Annotated in this window: 19 protein-coding genes; 9 read left to right on the plus strand and 10 right to left on the minus strand. The window is 36.1% G+C overall.

The features are described 5' to 3' along the window. Positions 1 to 3: 3 nt before the first annotated feature. Genes DDY94_RS10520 through DDY94_RS10550 form a run of 7 tightly spaced genes read right to left on the minus strand, consistent with a single transcriptional unit; the run spans position 4 to position 4,675 of the window. Complete coding sequence (locus tag DDY94_RS10520) at positions 4 to 537, minus strand: mechanosensitive ion channel domain-containing protein (protein ID WP_111684077.1); 534 nt, start codon at positions 535 to 537, stop codon at positions 4 to 6. A gap of 39 nt (positions 538 to 576) precedes the next feature. Continuing rightward, the gene (locus tag DDY94_RS10525) at positions 577 to 1,518 is read right to left on the minus strand and encodes a septum formation inhibitor Maf (protein ID WP_111684078.1); all 942 of its coding nucleotides are present in this window, start codon (positions 1,516 to 1,518) and stop codon (positions 577 to 579) included. A gap of 30 nt (positions 1,519 to 1,548) precedes the next feature. Further along, positions 1,549 to 2,139, minus strand: a complete 591-nt coding sequence (locus DDY94_RS10530; RefSeq protein ID WP_111684079.1) for a Maf-like protein — start codon at positions 2,137 to 2,139, stop codon at positions 1,549 to 1,551. Positions 2,140 to 2,142: 3 nt separating this feature from the next. Continuing rightward, positions 2,143 to 3,066, minus strand: a complete 924-nt coding sequence (locus DDY94_RS10535; RefSeq protein WP_111684080.1) for a geranylgeranylglycerol-phosphate geranylgeranyltransferase — start codon at positions 3,064 to 3,066, stop codon at positions 2,143 to 2,145. A gap of 8 nt (positions 3,067 to 3,074) precedes the next feature. After that, a complete protein-coding gene (locus tag DDY94_RS10540; RefSeq protein WP_111684081.1) occupies positions 3,075 to 3,389 on the minus strand; it encodes a hypothetical protein in 315 nt (104 codons plus the stop codon). A gap of 4 nt (positions 3,390 to 3,393) precedes the next feature. Beyond that, a complete protein-coding gene (locus tag DDY94_RS10545) occupies positions 3,394 to 3,927 on the minus strand; it encodes a KdsC family phosphatase (RefSeq protein ID WP_111684082.1) in 534 nt (177 codons plus the stop codon). Next, positions 3,914 to 4,675 (minus strand): Rossmann-like and DUF2520 domain-containing protein, encoded by a 762-nt coding sequence (locus tag DDY94_RS10550; RefSeq protein WP_111684083.1) that lies wholly within the window; start codon positions 4,673 to 4,675, stop codon positions 3,914 to 3,916. Before DDY94_RS10550 ends, DDY94_RS10545 begins: the two co-directional genes overlap by 14 nt. A gap of 45 nt (positions 4,676 to 4,720) precedes the next feature. On the opposite strand from DDY94_RS10550, the gene DDY94_RS10555 reads away from it, so the two are divergent. From DDY94_RS10555 to DDY94_RS10590, 7 genes are all read left to right on the plus strand, one after another. Further along, complete coding sequence (locus tag DDY94_RS10555) at positions 4,721 to 5,110, plus strand: group III truncated hemoglobin (protein WP_111684084.1); 390 nt, start codon at positions 4,721 to 4,723, stop codon at positions 5,108 to 5,110. 10 nt (positions 5,111 to 5,120) lie between these two features. Continuing rightward, entirely contained in the window at positions 5,121 to 5,570 is a 450-nt protein-coding gene (gene mscL, locus DDY94_RS10560) for a large conductance mechanosensitive channel protein MscL (RefSeq protein WP_111684085.1), read from the plus strand. 106 nt (positions 5,571 to 5,676) lie between these two features. Continuing rightward, positions 5,677 to 8,865 (plus strand): cytochrome c biogenesis protein CcsA, encoded by a 3,189-nt coding sequence (ccsA, locus tag DDY94_RS10565; protein WP_111684293.1) that lies wholly within the window; start codon positions 5,677 to 5,679, stop codon positions 8,863 to 8,865. Between the two features lie 74 nt (positions 8,866 to 8,939). After that, a complete protein-coding gene (locus tag DDY94_RS10570) occupies positions 8,940 to 9,128 on the plus strand; it encodes a hypothetical protein (RefSeq protein ID WP_111684086.1) in 189 nt (62 codons plus the stop codon). Between the two features lie 147 nt (positions 9,129 to 9,275). Then, a complete protein-coding gene (locus DDY94_RS10575; protein WP_111684087.1) occupies positions 9,276 to 9,659 on the plus strand; it encodes an alkyl hydroperoxide reductase in 384 nt (127 codons plus the stop codon). Continuing rightward, positions 9,656 to 10,027 (plus strand): DoxX family protein, encoded by a 372-nt coding sequence (locus tag DDY94_RS10580; RefSeq protein ID WP_111684294.1) that lies wholly within the window; start codon positions 9,656 to 9,658, stop codon positions 10,025 to 10,027. Before DDY94_RS10575 ends, DDY94_RS10580 begins: the two co-directional genes overlap by 4 nt. Before the next feature lie 552 nt (positions 10,028 to 10,579). Then, positions 10,580 to 11,986, plus strand: a complete 1,407-nt coding sequence (locus tag DDY94_RS10590; RefSeq protein WP_111684295.1) for an MATE family efflux transporter — start codon at positions 10,580 to 10,582, stop codon at positions 11,984 to 11,986. A gap of 56 nt (positions 11,987 to 12,042) precedes the next feature. Here DDY94_RS10590 and DDY94_RS10595 read toward each other — a convergent pair whose 3' ends face one another. After that, positions 12,043 to 12,786 carry a bacteriorhodopsin-like gene (locus tag DDY94_RS10595; RefSeq protein WP_111684089.1) on the minus strand — a complete coding sequence of 248 codons (744 nt, stop codon included), beginning with the start codon at positions 12,784 to 12,786 and terminating at the stop codon, positions 12,043 to 12,045. Between the two features lie 105 nt (positions 12,787 to 12,891). Here DDY94_RS10595 and DDY94_RS10600 point away from each other — a divergent pair, with 105 nt between their 5' ends. Together DDY94_RS10600 and DDY94_RS10605 are read left to right on the plus strand one after the other, a co-directional pair. Continuing rightward, positions 12,892 to 13,761 carry a Brp/Blh family beta-carotene 15,15'-dioxygenase gene (locus tag DDY94_RS10600; protein ID WP_157957295.1) on the plus strand — a complete coding sequence of 290 codons (870 nt, stop codon included), beginning with the start codon at positions 12,892 to 12,894 and terminating at the stop codon, positions 13,759 to 13,761. A 36-nt stretch (positions 13,762 to 13,797) separates the two neighbouring features. Next, the gene (locus DDY94_RS10605) at positions 13,798 to 14,943 is read left to right on the plus strand and encodes a trans-sulfuration enzyme family protein (RefSeq protein WP_111684091.1); all 1,146 of its coding nucleotides are present in this window, start codon (positions 13,798 to 13,800) and stop codon (positions 14,941 to 14,943) included. Here DDY94_RS10605 and DDY94_RS10610 read toward each other — a convergent pair. Then, the gene (locus DDY94_RS10610) at positions 14,924 to 15,613 is read right to left on the minus strand and encodes a DUF2490 domain-containing protein (RefSeq protein ID WP_111684092.1); all 690 of its coding nucleotides are present in this window, start codon (positions 15,611 to 15,613) and stop codon (positions 14,924 to 14,926) included. The genes DDY94_RS10605 and DDY94_RS10610 overlap by 20 nt on opposite strands. 55 nt (positions 15,614 to 15,668) lie before the next feature. Further along, complete coding sequence (gene pckA, locus DDY94_RS10615; RefSeq protein WP_111684093.1) at positions 15,669 to 17,306, minus strand: phosphoenolpyruvate carboxykinase (ATP); 1,638 nt, start codon at positions 17,304 to 17,306, stop codon at positions 15,669 to 15,671. Positions 17,307 to 17,316: the final 10 nt, after the last annotated feature.

Raw genomic sequence — 17,316 nt, forward strand, 5'->3', positions numbered from 1 at the left:
GATTTAGTTAGTGTTTATATCGTTTAAGGCGTCCTTCTGTATTAGTGTCACGGCCTTTTGAAGTATAAGGTTGTTTGGGTAGGTTACCAGATCACCATTGTCTTCCCGCAATATAAGCTGAAAGGCTCTAATATCTTCAATAATGGCCTCTACAGGGTAATCTTTGTCATGTATTTTAATTTTATCGCCTACTTTATACGGGAAGGAGAAGAACATGATAACACCCGAGGTTACATTACTTAAGATAGACCAAATAGCAAATAAACCAATACCAATTACGGCAAATACAGATGAAAAGACTAGTGTAATATCATGGGTTTCGAAACCGAGAATAAAGGCCTCAATTAAAAGTGCAATTAAAATAAAAACCACCGTTACATAGCGCCCTATTAAATTTGCCCTAGCTTCAGTAGTACCACTGCGTTTACCAATACGCTTAACACTGATTACAATAATGGTTCGAACTATAAAAAGGATAACCAGCAGAATAGCCGAATATATCAATTCTGTCTGATAGTTTTCGAGGAAATTGGTCATGTTACAGCAAAGTTGGTCTGTAACAAATATAGATTTATTTTATTGCAATTTTAAAGTTTTTCTCAAACCTTCGTCGGCATTGCTATTTTTACCCCAGTAAGCCGATTTTATAGATTCTAACTTTGTGGCTTTTGTAGTTAAGGTTCTGGCTGATGCACCATATCCATTAGTAGTTGTTTCTTCCCATCCGGAGATTTCGTATGGAAATTGAGCGTTAAAATTGATCTTCAACGTTCTGCCTAATTCAGGATATGTAATAGTGTAGTGAGTTTCATCTAATTTCGCATAGGCGTCATAAGCCTTAATGTCTTTATGCCTCAGTCGGGTAAATTCTAAAGAAGGAATAATAGATAGGTCGCCTTCGGGAAGACTTTTAGGGTCGATGCGAAGTTTTGTCCATAACTCGTTTTCGGTCCATGTTTTTTCAATTTTGAAATTTTGGTCCGCTTCACCTTGAAAGTATGAATGTGACATAATTTCAAATTGATCTCGGTTGTTAATCTGAGTATAAACTTGTCCACACCATTCTTGAATTGAAGCCGATACTTTTATAGCATGTGCATTATTTGCTACAGGATAAAAGGTACTTTGCATAATAGAATATGGATAAATACCCGTATTGAATTTCTTGGTAGCATTTAACTTTAAAACAGGAATATTGGTGTCACTATAGTTATCTGCTTTCACCTGAACATTAGGCAAAAAGTCTTCAGTAACAAATACCAAAACAGCTTCACCGTCTCGCATTTCGCCATAGCGCGCTTGTTCTAGTTTATAAGATGTAATTTCAGCCTCGCCAGCATACCAATAGCCTTTGAATTCCTGCGAAAGCTTTGTTTTTGGTTTTTCAGGGATTTCCTCAATTTCAGAAATGGCGAGTGTTTCGGTTGTTTCAGCAGCATTCTCTTTACATGACATCACTACGATCAGCACACATATAAAGCATAAAAAAACGATGAGCGCTTTAATAGACTTGTTCATTTTCAAATTTTTTACAAAAATATGAAGATATTAAGGCTTCACCATGTTAATTAACGTTTCGTATAGTAAATGTGTGGGTAAACCGACCACATTATTATAAGATCCTTCAATATTTGTGATTGCAACTGCGCCAATCCAATCTTGAATACCATATGCGCCGGCTTTATCTAACGAATCGTAGTTATTGACGTAGTACCAAATCTCCTCATCTGAAAGTGCTTTAAAAGTTACCTTGGTTACAGTATTTACAATGTTTTGATTGGTGGTTTGTGTGAAACAGATCGAAGTCATTACCTCGTGAGTGGTATTACTCAAGGATTTAATCATTCTGAAGGCATCTTCTTTGTCTTTCGGTTTTTCTATAGCACTGTTATTTAACCAAACAATAGTATCACTAGTTATTAAAATATCATTATCCTGTAGGTCATTATGAAAGGCTTCAGCCTTCAATTTTGCTAAGTAATCGGTGATCTCAGTTCCTTTTAAATGATCAGGATAGACTTCATCAATAGGGTGTAAGCGCACTTCAAAATCAATATCCATCGATTTTAAAAACGCATGACGCCTCGGCGAAGCCGATGCTAATATGATATTGTAATTTTTAAGTTTATCGTTGAGCATTTATTATAAGACGTAGGGATAAATTGCCATGGAGAGCATTCCGGTTAACATTACCAATTTGAGAATTAAACTAATGTGTTTATAATGCGATTTTTGCTCAGCACTAAATAATTTAATGGTAACATATATTAAAGGTGCGATGATTAGGATGAGAAAATACCACACGAATAATTGTTGCTTAAAAAGATAGGTGATCACATAATAGATGATAAAAAATAATGGGATAAGAGACAGAATAAATACAATTTTATTGGCACGATCTCTTCCCACGACGATGGGAAGCGTTTGTATTCCGGCTTTATAATCGCCATCTATATCTTCGATGTCCTTCACGAGTTCGCGAATGAGATTAATCATAAATGCGAAAATGGCATAATCTAGAATAAGTTTGAAAAAGAAAATCTGAACTTCTCTATTTTCAGAATTTATGACGGGTAATAATTCAAAAAAACCTACGAGTAATAAACTTAATGCCACGACTAGTGATACTACAATATTGCCAACTAATAGTATTTGTTTTAAATAGGATGCATATAAATAGAGTAGTGCTGAAGCCATAAAAAAGAGCACAAAAAATCCTGATTTACCAATAACATTAGAAAGGTAAAATCCGATCCCTACGCCAATAACATTGAGTATAATAAAAGATCTCAGGGCTATTTTTTCAGAAATGTGCTTGCCTACTATGACGCGTTCTGGTTTATTTACTTCGTCAGATTCAATATCGTAAATATCATTTATCACATAGCCTCCTGCGGCAATACAAACAGTAGCAAATACTAATAAAGCAAATTGTAACGGTCCTAGTGTTGTGATAACGCCATAACTTTCATAAAAAGGCAGGAGCAATGCATATTTAATAAGGACTTGCACTAGTGCAATCATCAATAAGTTTTTCCAACGAATGAGATTAAGAAAGTGAATCATAGTAGGGATTAGCGCGTAATAATTTGATTGATTAAATAGTAAGCGATATAGGCAACAATTGCAAAAACAACTAGACTAATAATAGTCGTTCTGATAAATAGAATGCGTTCTTGCCTTCTAATTTTATCTTTTATTTTTTGTTTATCTGCTTTGCTCAGATCCTTGTGAAGGAATTCCATTTCGTAATGGAGGTGTGCTTCAAGATCTAGTTTTTCTTTGTAGACGGAAAAGGGGACATTGGTTTTTTGGTTAAATGTAGATTGGTTGTTTCCAAATCCAATATAACCAAAACCTGTACTATGTCGTCTGCCTCGTCTGCCCATTTAGTTAGTCGTATTTTGCATCGAAATTACCATTCCATTTTCCATGTACTTTTAGCACCTGTTCAATAACATCTCTTACGGCACCTTTACCACCATTCTTATGAGAAATATATTTAGAAATTGCTTTGATCTCAGGTGCTGCATCCTGCGGACAGCAAGGGAGCCCAACCAATTGCATTACTGGATAATCAGGGATGTCGTCTCCCATATACAACACGGATTCTGATTTTATATTGTAAATGTCCAAATATTCATCTAGCTGCTCGGTTTTATGATGTGCGCCGAGATAAATATCAGTTATTCCTAGGCCTCTAAGTCGTTTACGAACGCCTTCGTTTGTTCCGCCAGAGATGACGCAAACATTAAAACCGGCATCAACGGCAGTTTTAAGTGCAAACCCATCTTTAATACTCATACTTCTTAGCATTTCACCTTCTGTAGTTACGGTGATGGTACCATCAGTCAGTACACCATCTACGTCAAATATGAATGTATTAATGTCGATTAGTAATTCTTTATAACTTTTATCGTTGTCCATGCGTTTTCTTAATTGAAGCGGTTAGCAGCTCGTAAATCATTTTATGTTCTTCGTTCTCAAGCTGTTTTAAATGGCGTTTAATGGTTTTTTTATCATTGCGTTTTGCCGGACCAGTTTGCGCCGTATAAGGCGACATATGTTGTACCTTCTTAGCGGTCTCTAGTATTAGCGGTTTCAAGATATCAAAATTTATACTTTTGGCATCACTAATTTCATGAGCAATTCGGTATAGTTGATTTGTGAAATTATTCACAAACACTGCCGACAAGTGTAAGGTCTGACGCTGTTCGGTTGTAATACGATAGGGCGTGCAGCCTAAGGCCTCCGCTAATTCCTTCATGAATTGAAGATTCTTTTTTTCTGTAACCTCAATGCAAATAGGGACTTCACTAAAATTAACTTTAGCCTCTTTTGAAAATGTCTGTAATGGATAAAAAACGGCGCGTTGATTTTTCTTGTCGAGGTCGTGAATCGAAACACTTCCGGAAGTATGTGCAACTAATCGATTTTCAAAAGGTAAAGTCTTCGATAATTGTGCAATACTATCATCACTCACAGCCATAATATAGATATCGGCCATTTTCAATTTTGAAATGTTATCCGTGGTATCGACCGCGTTAGCAAAAGAAGAAATTGCGCTGTAGCTGCGGTTATACCATTGAATAACTTCAGTGTGGTTAGATGCACTAAATGCTTTAAACAGATGGGTGGCCACATTACCAGCGCCAAGAATTACAACTGATATCATGCCGTAAAAATAGTAAGATTTAGATTAAAAGAATAACTTTGAATTATGACTAAATCAGATATCAAAACCAGAGCAGACATCTACCAATTAGTCTCTCAATTCTATACCAAACTAAGAAAGGATGAGGTATTAGGCCCTTTTTTTAACGGAACTATCGAGGATTGGGACGCACACTTTGAGCATTTAACCACATTTTGGGAATCTAGTTTATTTCTAAAAACAAAATACTACGGAAATCCTTTAGATGCACATATTAAGGTTGATCAGGCCTTTGACCATTCGATTTCTGAATTGCATTTCGGGCTATGGCTAAATCTCTGGTACGAAACTATCGATGAGCTTTTTAAAGGTGATTATGCTGAAAATGCAAAACGTCGTGCCAGAAAAATGAGCACATTTTTATATTTGAAAATATTTGAAGCTAGAACTAAATAAATAATTAACTATGAAACTACTTAAAGAATTTAAAGAATTTGCCGTTAAAGGTAACATGATGGATATGGCCATTGGTATTATTATTGGAGCAGCCTTTAATAAAGTCATTGATGTATTGGCCAAACAAGTATTGTTACCTCCGTTATCCCTATTGTCTGACGGGGTGAATTTTCAAGATAAAAAGATGATATTACGCGAGGCAGTTACCGATGCTACTGGAACAGTAACCACAGGAGAAGTAGCGGTTGCTTATGGTGCACTTTTTGAAGTTTTTCTCGATTTTCTAATTATCGGATTTACCATTTTTATGGTGGTAAAAGCCATGAACCGTTTACGTAGCAAAGCACAAGATACTGAGGATACAACTGTGGTAACACCAAAAGATATTGAGTTGCTGTCAGACCTTAAGCAACTAATGGAAGAGCAGAACCAACTACTCAAAGCGAAAGTTTCAAATTAATTGAAAAAACTTTAAGATTTTTTAAAGCATTTTGGTGACTGAAAAGCGAAACAAAAATCATCAAAATACACTATCTTTGCACGAGCTTAAAAAAGCCTTCATAGCTATGCAAAAGAAAATCCTGAACTTCTTATTTTCTACAAGACTTACTGCTGTTCTATTTATTGTTTTCGCTGTGGCTATGGCCACCGGAACAATCATGGATAGAAACATGGAAACTTCACCAACACCTTACACCAGAACACTGATATATAATGCATGGTGGTTTGAAACCATTATGGTCATTTTTGTGATCAATTTTGTTGGTAATATTTTCAGATACAGACTTCATAAAAAGGAAAAATGGGCAACACTTATATTGCATTTAGCATGGATATTCATTATTGTCGGAGCTGGCGTAACGCGTTACATTGGTTACGAGGGCATGATGAATATTAGAGAAGGCGAAACTGAAAGTCAATTTAGATCCTTAAAAACCTATATCAGCGGTCGAATAGTTGGTGATTATGAAGTTAATGGTCAGCGTCAACAACGAAATGTCATGGAGGAAGTGGATTTTTCGCATCGACTCAATAATGATTTTGAACGTGTCTATGATTACGGTGGTACCAAGGTAAAATTCGAACTTAAGAAATTCATTAAAGGCGCAGAAAAAGATATTAGACCTGATGCCAGCGGAAAGCGTTATTTGAAAATCGTTGAGGCTTCTGAAGGCAGATCACACAATCACTTTCTAGAAGATGGTCAAATAGCGAACCTGCATAACGTATTAATTTCGCTTAATAAAGAACAGGAAGGCGCCATAAATATCAAAGAAATTGATGGAAGCTTATATATAAAATCACCATATGAGGGTGAGTACTTTACAATGGCAACAGGGCAACGCGGTAAGATTGAAATAGATTCCTTACAGCGCTTAGCATTGAGATCTACTTATACCATTGGAAATATGGTTATGGTTTTCCCAAAACCTGTGGTAAAAGGTGTCTTTGATATTGTGCAAAAACCTAGTATTCTAAAAGGAGATGAAAGCGGTATTGTGCTCGATGTTACAGCAAATGGCGAAACGAAAAGTGTTAATCTTCTCGGTGGACCCGGAACATATAATAGAATTGAGGAAACTAATGTAGGTGGATTGGATATAGACTTGCGCTTTGGTTCGCGACTAGAACAATTACCTTTCCAAGTTAAGCTTAATGATTTTATTGCTGAAAAGTATCCAGGTACTGAAAGTGCTTACTCGTCTTATGAAAGTAAGGTTACCGTTTTGGATAAGGACGGCGATTTCGACTATCACATTTACATGAATAATATTCTCGATCATAAAGGGTATCGCTTTTTTCAAGCAAGTTTTGATCCAGATGAATTAGGAACCGTGCTTTCAGTTAACCACGACCGATGGGGAACCTACATCACCTATGCTGGGTATTTACTGCTTTATTTAGGATTAATGGCCATCATTTTTGCAAAGCATACCAGATTTGATGACCTAAGACAACGCCTAAAGAAGTTAAAAACGAAAAAGGCGAAGATCATGACTATGATCGTTTTACTCTTCAGTTTATCGGGGTTTGCACAAGATCATTCAGAAAATGATGGGCATGAACATTCTCAGAAACCTGATAAAGAGGTAATAGATTCGATATTAAGAGCTAATATAACTCCGAAAGAGCACGCGGATAAGTTCGCAAAAATGGTCATTCAGGATTATAGTGGTCGAATGATGCCCATGCACACTTATGCTTCTGAAACGCTACGCAAGCTGAGCAAAAGTGATGTTTATGAGGAGTTTAATGCAACACAAGTATTTCTTTCTATTCAAGAGAGTCCTTTGTTGTGGTATAATGTTCCTGTAATATACTTAAAGAAAAGAAAGGCTGATTCTATCCGAACAATCATCGGAATCGACTACGGTGTGAAGTATGCGAGTCTTGTCGATTTTTTCAATCCAGATGGAAGTTACAAATTAGGACCTTATCTCGAAGAAGCCTATAAAGCCCAGGTGCCTAATGGATTTCAAAAGGAAGTAAAAGAAGCAGACTCTCGTGTAAACTTACTGTATAATGCTATTGAAGGACGATCGGTGAAGATATTTCCTGTTCCAGACGATGAAAATAATACCTGGATATCTGCATTAGAATTCAGAGAAGAAGGGTATCGCGAAAAGATCAAGGATACCTTATATCACAGTTTTATAAATAATGGTTTTACGACCTATTTGGTGAGACTGAATAGTGCCAAACAGACCGGTGATTTTGAAAAAGCTGAATCTATTTTAGAAGCTATAAAGAAAACCCAAATTAAATTTGGTAGTGAGATCATGCTGTCGGATGATAAGATCGAATCGGAGATATTGTATAACAAGTACGATATTTTCAAACGATTGTTTAGCTGGTATATGTATGCTGCCACCGTTTTATTTGTCCTAATAATTGTTCAAATATTTAAGTTCAGGGACAAGAGATTAAAATTGGCCATTAACACTATGATTGGTGTTGTTATTTTATTATTCGTAGCACACACATTGAGTTTAATCTGGCGATGGTATTTATCTGGTCATGCACCATGGAGTGATGCTTATGAGTCCATGATTTACGTGGCTTGGTCGGTAATGCTATTTGGTCTTCTGTTTGGAAGAAAAAGTAATCTAACCATAGCGTCATCAGCATTTGTGTGCTCCATGATCTTAATGGTAGCTCATTGGAATTGGATGGATCCAGCAATTGCTAACCTTCAACCTGTACTTCAAGGTTATTGGTTAATGATTCATGTATCCGTGATTGTTGCAAGTTATGGACCTTTCGCCATAGGAATGATTCTTGGTTTGGTAGCATTACTACTAATGATTCTAACCAACAAGGAGAATAAAGAACGAATGCTAATCAATATAAAAGAGCTAACCATAATAAACGAACTTGCATTAACAGTCGGTCTTGTAATGCTTACCATCGGAAACTTCTTAGGTGGTATGTGGGCTAATGAAAGTTGGGGACGTTATTGGGGCTGGGATCCAAAGGAGACCTGGGCACTAATTAGTATTATGCTGTATGCCTTTGTAATTCATATGCGATTAATACCTGGGTTACGTGGACGCTGGTTGTACAACCTGATGTCTGTCGTAACGTTCGGAAGTATTCTAATGACTTATTTTGGTGTGAATTTCTACTTATCTGGTCTTCATGCTTACGCAAGTGGTGATCAAATATTAAGCTTCCAGTTTATTGCTATAACACTTGTTATAATCGCCATTATTGCATTTTTAGCTTACCGAAAGAATAAGATTTATTATAAATAGGCAATAATTACAGTGGTAAATTATTAATGCGTTGTAATTTTTGTTAACTTGAACATTCAAACTAACCCTCAAAGATGGATTACTTCAAAAAATTAGGAACTGCAAATTTGCTTATGTTGATCTTGTGCGCAGTTATAATTATTGTCGCAGAATATTTATTTTTAACAGGAGATCAAATGCATGGTATTTTTGTTGGCCTTTGGGCGCCCACATTACTAGGTGTTATGATCTACCTTAAGCTTGTAGATCATGGTAGCAAATGACATCGTATTTTGGTTCTCTGTTGTTGTCATCGGGCTTGTTGCTTTGTGGGCAATTCTAATGATCAGAGCCTATAATAAAGCAAGTAGAAACGACTAAACCTTGTTACTAGGCTATTTTACGTTCCTTATCTTTGCGTAAAAAATAAAATGCGTTTAACACTTCGTCTTGCAGCCATCTATAATATTCTCTGGGGAGCTTGGGTTGTATTATTTCCCAATCATTTTTTTAGACTTGTTGGTATGGAACCGCTAAATCACCCCATGGTTTGGCAAGGAATGGGTATGGTAATTGGTGTCTATGGTTTGGGCTATTGGTGGGCATCTTACAATCCAATGAGGCATTGGCCTATAGTGGCTGTTGGCTTTTTAGGAAAGATATTTGGACCCTTAGGATTTATGTTTAATTATCTCAATGGGGATGTGCCTTTCGAGTTTATTTATACTTTAATAACCAACGATTTTGTATGGTGGATTCCATTTTTTCTAATTCTGAAGAAAGTCCATACGGATCACAAATGGAAGCTTTCATGATTAAAATTCTAAGAATTATATTAGTTGGCTTTTATGTGTTTGCAGGGGCTTACCATTTTATTAATCCTGAATTTTATTCTGACTTAATTCCGGATTATTTGCCATATCCATTGGCTATAAACTATTTAAGCGGTGCTCTTGAAATTGTACTGGGATTAGGTGTTGCCTTTCCAAAAACAAGATTACTTGCTGTGAAAGGGCTTATTATTCTTTTGATTTTATTCATTCCATCCCATGTCGATTTTATAATAAAAGGCTCTTGTGTTGAAAGTGCCTTTTGTGTGTCACCTTGGATTGCATGGGTAAGATTATTGGTAATTCATCCCATCCTCATGTATTGGTCTTGGGCAGTAAGAAAAACAAATTAAAATGACACTTGAACTAATAAGATTGCTTATCGACTTTGGTTTTGTAGTACTAATTTGGTGTGTTCAACTTGTGATTTATCCAAGTTTTGCCCATTATTCCGAAGCAAACTTACTGAAATGGCATCGTAGTTATACTAAACGTGTGACATACATTGTTCTTCCTTTAATGTTCAGCCAGTTAATTTTGGGTGTGCTACACATCTTTCAGATAAGAAACTGGTATACAATTTTAAGTCTCATACTAATATTCATACTTTGGGTGTTGACTTTCAGAGTTTTTGTACCACTTCATTTTAGTATTGATAATAACAATCCTGTGCCTAATGTTTGTCAGAAATTGATAAGAAAAAATTGGTTGAGAACAGTTTTATGGACGCTTTTATTTTTAATAAGCTTGGTCAATTTTCTTCAGAATTAAAAAATAATGTGCATATTTGTGCCATTATGATAGCCTAACTTACATTTTCGGAAAAGTCATCACCACTTCTTGTGATGCAGTTGTGTTAAACAAATTACAGTTGTTTAGCAATGTTCAATAGTTTAAAAAAAGTTATGCAATCCAATAAAATTTCAATAAAACAATTTTTCAAGTATTTAAGAATCGCAGTTTCTGGTAAGGAACAAGAATTTACGTCTGGCAGTATTCGTAGGGCAGTATTTATGTTATCTATCCCTATGATCTTAGAGATGTTAATGGAATCGATTTTTGCCATTGTAGACATATTCTATGTATCTCAAGTTAGTGTTAACGCCGTTGCAACCATTGGTCTCACTGAATCCGTAATCACCTTAGTATATGCTGTGGCTATTGGTTTAAGTATGGCAGCAACCGCTATAGTGGCGAGAAGAATCGGTGAACAAGATAGAGAAGGTGCATCTCAAGCAACAGTTCAGGTAATTGGTCTGGGTGTTTTTGTGGCTGCGATAATCAGTGTAATCGGAATATTTTTTCCAAAGGAAATTCTTCAATTAATGGGTGGTGAACCCGACCTTATTGCCGAAGGATTTGGTTACACGCAAGTGTTATTAGGTGGAAATGTAACCATAATGCTTCTATTTTTAATAAATGCGGTATTTAGAGGTGCGGGTGATGCATCTGTTGCTATGTGGGCTTTGGTATTATCTAACGGGCTTAATATTATTTTAGATCCAATGTTCATTTTTGGATTTGGTCCAATCCCTGAGTATGGTGTAATGGGTGCGGCTATCGCAACCACTATCGGTCGCGGGACTGCTGTTATCTTTCAATTAATGGTGCTGTTTTATGGCTGGAGTAAGATAAAGATCGCATTTAAAGATATTGTACTTAGAGTTGCAGTTATGGTGAATCTTATTAAAGTTTCACTAGGTGGCATAGGGCAATTTTTAATCGGTACGTCATCATGGGTATTCTTAATGCGAATTATGAGCGAATTTGGTAGTGAAGTGTTAGCGGGTTATACAATTGCTATTAGAGTAATGATGTTTACATTAATGCCTGCGTGGGGAATGAGTAATGCTGCTGCGACGCTAGTTGGCCAGAATTTAGGAGCCCAGAAGCCTGATAGGGCGGAAGCTTCAGTTTGGAAAACTGGTAAATACAGCGCCATCTTTATGGGGTTTGTATCCATTATTTATTTGATTTTTGCACCTGAAATTATTTCATGGTTTACTTCTGAACCAGACGTTATAAGTAATGGAGCTCTATGTCTTAGAATCATTGCTGCCGGTTACGTATTTTACGGTTATGGTATGGTTATTATTAACGCATTTAATGGCGCCGGTGATACCAAAACACCAACTTGGATTAACTTTATCTGTTTTTGGTTATTTCAGTTGCCGTTTGCGTATATTTCAGCCTTGACTTTAGATTTAGGCCCTCTTGGGGTGTTTATTGCTATTACTTTAGCTGAGGTTTTAATAACCATAATTGGTCTCACTTGGTTTAAAAAAGGACTTTGGAAAGCTGTTAAAGTCTAATAAAATAAAAAAGCCTTTCCGAGAAGGAAAGGCTTTTTGACCTAATTAAACTAAGATTAAGCTTCAGAAGTTTTTGTTGAAGCAACAGCTAAGCTATATACTACAAGTCCGAAACCTATTTTGTTCACGGCATCACCAATGTTGTAAATAACGTCCATGTTTAAGCCTAATCCAGCTAAACCGTCATACCAACCTTCTGTACCGGCCATGTATCCTAATGGATAGATTGCCCATCCAACTAATACAAACCAACAAAGCGTTTTGTGTGCTGTTAATACTGCACCACCAGCTTGTTCTGCCAATTTCTTCGCGGCACCAAACCAAATGATGTAAACAATAGCAAAGTACGCTACACCAGAAATGAATCCCCAAATAGCAGGACCAGGAGCAGCTGTGTGTACTGCCTCACCGAAGTATCCGGTTACAAGCATCACTACAGATAAGAAGATCATCTGCCACATTAAAGATTTTTTAGCGCCTGCTACCTTTAAGATAAGATAGAACTCAACGCACATTAGTGGTACTGTTAGAACCCAATCAACATATCTAAAGAATGTTGGTGATTCTGCGAAATTAGCCCAGTAATCTCTCATGTACCAGTAGTGTACTGCGGCAATAAATGTAATTAATCCTGAAACAAGGATTGAAGTTCTCCACTTTCTATCAAAGCTGTTCATTGATAAAAAGAAAAAAGCCGATGCGGCCATCATAGCCATACACCCTACGAAGAATGTAAAGCCAACGTAATCATCGGTAGCGATTTTTTGAGCGCCGTCAATGAGTATAGTTAGAAGTTTCATAAAAATGATTTTTTTGTTCAAGCAAATTTAAATAAAGTTAAACAATAAATGTTTAAAGTTTTCATAAAAAAATTAAACAAAACAGAATATTTGTACTTTTACATTATGAAATTGCCAGTTTTTAACTTAATCTTAACAGTTTTCCTGTTTTGGCTTACCACTCAGATCGGTGCGTCATATGAGGAGTATCTCTCGTATTTTTTTATACTCACTGTTGGCATTATTCATGGATCAAATGACATTTCGTTAATAAATGTTCTTAAGGGGCAAAATCAGGTTTCAGTTCGGTATTTAGTATTATATGTTGTTTTAATCCTTGTAAATATTTCAGCATTTCTCATTTCGCCGACCATTGCATTAGTATTTTTTGTGTTTGTAAGTTGCTATCATTTTGGCGAACAACACTTTCATAATCATATTGAAGAAATTAATGTTTACGCCAGACTTCTCTTTTTAAGCTATGGCATCTTAATATTTGGGTTGCTGTTCTATTTCAATTCTGAAAAAACCATAATAATTATTAATGAACTTATTGGTTTCAAATTACCAGAACAGCTGTTTTTTTGGTTTTTAATTGTTGGAATTGTTTCGACTCTCAGCTTTTATGCTGTTAATTTTAAAAACTTTAAGCCTGGATACAATCATTTTCAGGAGTTGTTTCTCATCTTGTTATTTGCATTACTCTTCAAATTGGCTGCTCTATTATGGGCTTTCGCCATTTACTTTATTGTATGGCACTCAGTGCCAAGCCTTATTGATCAAATTAAAGCACTTTATGGTGAGGCTAATAAGGTGAATTTGTTGCAATTTGTTAGATCTTCATTTGTTTATTGGCTAATCTCAATTGCTGGCTTGGTTGTACTTTATTACGCGACCACTTACTTCAATATTGATTTTATTACAGTATTCTTCGCATTCTTGGCTGCTATAACTGTTCCGCATGTTATTGTAATGTATTTTTTAAATCGTCATTGAGTCCTTTTTAAAAGTTCTAATTCTTATTTTTATGTCATGAAAAAATTAGGACTTAATACTATATGTACACACGTTGGTGAAGTTAAGGATGAACAGTTTAAAGGAGCTGTTTCGCCAATATATTTAAGCTCGTCTTATGAGTTTTTAGATGTTGATATTAAACGCTATCCAAGATATTTTAATACACCCAATCAAGAATATTTGGCTAAAAAGATCGCAGCGCTTGAGCACACTGAAGCGGCAATGATCTTTGGTTCTGGGATGGCAGCCATCAGTCACATGTTTTTAGCGTTTTTAAATAAAGGTGATCATTTGGTAGTACAAAACACTTTATATGGCGGAACGGTAAATTTTATCAAGGAAGAATTTCCTAAATATGGACTTGAGTTCACATTTACTAATGGATATAAGGTCGAAGATTTTGAGTCCGCAATTCAGGAAAATACCAAACTCATACATATTGAAACACCTTCAAATCCATTACTCACCATTACAGACATTAGGGCTGTGGCCAAAATGGCCAAATCGAAAAAGATATTAACCTCAATTGATAACACATTCGCTTCACCTGTTAATCAAAACCCAATCGACTTGGGTATTGATATGGTAATGCATTCCGCAACAAAATATTTTGGAGGTCATAGTGATATCTGTGCTGGTGCTGTGGCAAGTAGCGCTGTTCATATTGAAAAAATATGGAATGTAAGCAAGAATTTAGGAGGAAGTCTTAGTGATATGACCGTTTGGATGTTAGAAAGAAGCATGAAAACTTTAGGCTTACGAGTTAAAGCACAAACTAAAAATGCGTTGAAACTAGCAAAGTGGTTACATAAACACCCAAAGATCGCAAAGGTGTACTATCCGGGTTTGAAATCTCACCCAGAGCATAAACTTGCAAAATCTCAAATGAAAGGATTTGGTGCGATGCTTTCCTTTGAATTAGTCGAAGGATTAGATGCTTATGCATTTCAGAAAGCATTAGAACTGATTAAATCATCAATGAGTTTGGCCGGTGTTGAAAGTACGGTCATTTCTCCGCATTTAACATCTCATGCCTTATTAACACCAGAAGAACGCCAAGCAGTAGGCATCAGTGATCAATTGATTCGGTTTTCGGTGGGAATCGAAGATTTCAAAGATCTCAAGAAAGATATAGATCTCGCTATAGCTGCGCTAGGGTAGGTTTTGCAGGTCTCGAATCGGTTCTTATGGTTATTCCAATTTGAATCCTGTTTAGGTTATTTTTTCTAATATGTTGTTTTAAATAGCCAATCTGTAATTGTAATTGCTTCATGATATTGATGCCAATTCCGGTATAAAATCGGTTTTCATGAAATACCTGATCTTGAAAATTCACAAAGGGTTCTTCAAACATTAAAAAATGAAATGTTGTATTAATATCGTATTTCAAACTAATGCGATAACGAAATCGATTTTGAATTTCATTTCGCTCGGTAAAATCCAAAAAACGATGTTCTAGTCGTGCACGGTGACTAACTTTTATTTTTGAGTTGTTATGCACTAAAGTATATTGCTCAAACAGACGATGCTCGTGGACGTTTGGCTCGTTATCAAATTCGAAAACCGTATCAATATCTAAGTAAGCATATCCCACACCGACGGTTTCCTCGGGGTTGAAGTGAAAATTACCTCGCATAGAAACGAATGCCAAATTATAATTTGAAGATGGTTCGTAAAACCGCAACTCCGCATATGGATTAAGACTGAATTTTTCGCTTAATCTGTGGTGACTTCCATAGGTATACCAAGACCCTAAGTAGTCTTCAGAGGGGTTTTGAGCAGCTAATTGAAATGTAGATAAAAGGAAAAGTAGAGAAAGTAAAATTCTCATAGTAGATTAATTAAAAAAGAGGAGCCCAGATGAGCTCCTCTCTGTCATGGAATTATTAAACGTGGTCGGTTAAATGATGGTGTTCATCAATTAATGGACCTCCTTCTATAATCTGATTAGAAGCTTCACTTGCGAATTTTTCAAAATTCAAGTGGAAAGAATGTGCTAATTGAATAGCCTTACTTATATAAGCTCCTTTTTGTAACCAAGTATTCATTGGATCTAACATTTCTGTTGGAACGTTCGGACAATATTTTGGCATAAATAATCCAAATATTGGATGTTGTTCATAATCAACGTTATCTAATTCACCATTAAGAATGGCCGTAATCATTGCTCTTGTATATTTCAGTTTGATACGAGAACCTACACCGTATGGGCCACCGCTCCATCCTGTATTCACTAACCACACATTAACACCAGCTTCTTGCATTTTTGAACTAAGCATTTCTGCATATTTTGTAGGGTGTAATGGCATAAATGGCTCACCGAAACAAGCAGAGAATGAAGGTACTGGTTCCGTAATTCCTGCTTCCGTACCAGCAACTTTAGCTGTATAACCAGAAATAAAGTGGTATGCAGCTTGGCCAGGAGTTAATTTAGATACTGGAGGTAATACACCAAACGCATCACAGGTTAAGAAGAAAATATTCTTTGGATTGTCTGCATAAGATGGTATTTGAATATCGTCAATATGATAAATCGGGTAACTTACTCTTGTATTTTGAGTTATACTACTGTCAAAATAGTCTACTTCATTGTTGTCTTTAAAAATGACATTTTCAAGAATAGCTCCAGGTTTAATAGCTCTATAAATTTCTGGTTCTTTCTCTTCAGTAAGGTCGATACATTTTGCATAACATCCACCTTCAAAATTGAAAATTCTGTTTTCGGCAGTCCAACCATGCTCGTCATCACCAATTAATTTACGATTAGGATCGGCAGATAACGTTGTTTTACCCGTACCTGAAAGTCCAAAGAAAATGGCAGTTTCACCATCTTCACCTACGTTAGCTGAACAGTGCATCGGTAATACGTTTTTGTCTACTGGTAAAATCATGTTAAGCGCAGAGAAGATACCTTTTTTCATTTCACCCGTATAGGCTGAACCACCAACAAGAGCGATCTTTTTGGTAAAGTTTAGTATAGAGAAGTTACCTTGTCTTAGGCCGTATTTAGCTGGCTCTGGACATTCGTAACCAGGTGCACAAAGCACTAACCATTCTTCTTCAAAATCTACTAATTCTTCGGCTGTGGGTCTCAAGAACATGTTGTAAATAAACATATTAGACCAAGGGTATTCAGTAATGGTTCTTACGCCCATTCTGTATTTTGGATCAGAACATACAAAACCATCTCTTGCAAAGATCTCTTTGCCGCTGAGGTACTTTTCTATTTCAGATTGTAAGAAATCAAAATTCTCAGGAGAAATTCCCTTATTTGTTTTTCCCCACCATACTCTATCTTTGGTATAATCATCTTTTACTAGGAATCGGTCTTGTGGTGAACGTCCAGTAAATTTCCCTGTATTAATGGCTAATGTACCATTTGCAGTTTCTTTCCCCATTCCTTTTTCAACGGTAATGGCTTGTAATTCTTCCGGTGATAGATTCCAATGAACTTTAGAATCTATTATACCGTACTTGGTAAGGTCTCTAGTTTTCATAATCGGATCTTTTAATAGTGTTTCCATGAGTTAAAAA

The sequence above is a fragment of the Winogradskyella tangerina genome (genome assembly GCF_003260205.1).
Classification (GTDB): domain Bacteria; phylum Bacteroidota; class Bacteroidia; order Flavobacteriales; family Flavobacteriaceae; genus Winogradskyella; species Winogradskyella tangerina.

Excerpts from the sequence above, each read along its gene's own strand:
- DDY94_RS10550 (WP_111684083.1), bottom strand. The coding sequence starts at position 4,675 with ATGATATCAGTTGTAATTCTTGGCGCTGGTAATGTGGCCACCCATCTG.
- DDY94_RS10600 (WP_157957295.1), top strand. The coding sequence starts at position 12,892 with ATGAAATTGCCAGTTTTTAACTTAATCTTAACAGTTTTCCTGTTTTGG.
- DDY94_RS10610 (WP_111684092.1), bottom strand. The coding sequence starts at position 15,613 with ATGAGAATTTTACTTTCTCTACTTTTCCTTTTATCTACATTTCAATTA.
- DDY94_RS10555 (WP_111684084.1), top strand. The coding sequence starts at position 4,721 with ATGACTAAATCAGATATCAAAACCAGAGCAGACATCTACCAATTAGTC.
- DDY94_RS10605 (WP_111684091.1), top strand. The coding sequence starts at position 13,798 with ATGAAAAAATTAGGACTTAATACTATATGTACACACGTTGGTGAAGTT.
- mscL (WP_111684085.1), top strand. The coding sequence starts at position 5,121 with ATGAAACTACTTAAAGAATTTAAAGAATTTGCCGTTAAAGGTAACATG.
- DDY94_RS10520 (WP_111684077.1), bottom strand. The coding sequence starts at position 537 with ATGACCAATTTCCTCGAAAACTATCAGACAGAATTGATATATTCGGCT.
- ccsA (WP_111684293.1), top strand. The coding sequence starts at position 5,677 with ATGCAAAAGAAAATCCTGAACTTCTTATTTTCTACAAGACTTACTGCT.
- DDY94_RS10545 (WP_111684082.1), bottom strand. The coding sequence starts at position 3,927 with ATGGACAACGATAAAAGTTATAAAGAATTACTAATCGACATTAATACA.
- DDY94_RS10595 (WP_111684089.1), bottom strand. The coding sequence starts at position 12,786 with ATGAAACTTCTAACTATACTCATTGACGGCGCTCAAAAAATCGCTACC.
- DDY94_RS10530 (WP_111684079.1), bottom strand. The coding sequence starts at position 2,139 with ATGCTCAACGATAAACTTAAAAATTACAATATCATATTAGCATCGGCT.
- DDY94_RS10575 (WP_111684087.1), top strand. The coding sequence starts at position 9,276 with ATGCGTTTAACACTTCGTCTTGCAGCCATCTATAATATTCTCTGGGGA.
- DDY94_RS10590 (WP_111684295.1), top strand. The coding sequence starts at position 10,580 with ATGCAATCCAATAAAATTTCAATAAAACAATTTTTCAAGTATTTAAGA.
- DDY94_RS10580 (WP_111684294.1), top strand. The coding sequence starts at position 9,656 with ATGATTAAAATTCTAAGAATTATATTAGTTGGCTTTTATGTGTTTGCA.
- DDY94_RS10570 (WP_111684086.1), top strand. The coding sequence starts at position 8,940 with ATGGATTACTTCAAAAAATTAGGAACTGCAAATTTGCTTATGTTGATC.
- DDY94_RS10525 (WP_111684078.1), bottom strand. The coding sequence starts at position 1,518 with ATGAACAAGTCTATTAAAGCGCTCATCGTTTTTTTATGCTTTATATGT.
- DDY94_RS10535 (WP_111684080.1), bottom strand. The coding sequence starts at position 3,066 with ATGATTCACTTTCTTAATCTCATTCGTTGGAAAAACTTATTGATGATT.
- DDY94_RS10540 (WP_111684081.1), bottom strand. The coding sequence starts at position 3,389 with ATGGGCAGACGAGGCAGACGACATAGTACAGGTTTTGGTTATATTGGA.
- pckA (WP_111684093.1), bottom strand. The coding sequence starts at position 17,306 with ATGGAAACACTATTAAAAGATCCGATTATGAAAACTAGAGACCTTACC.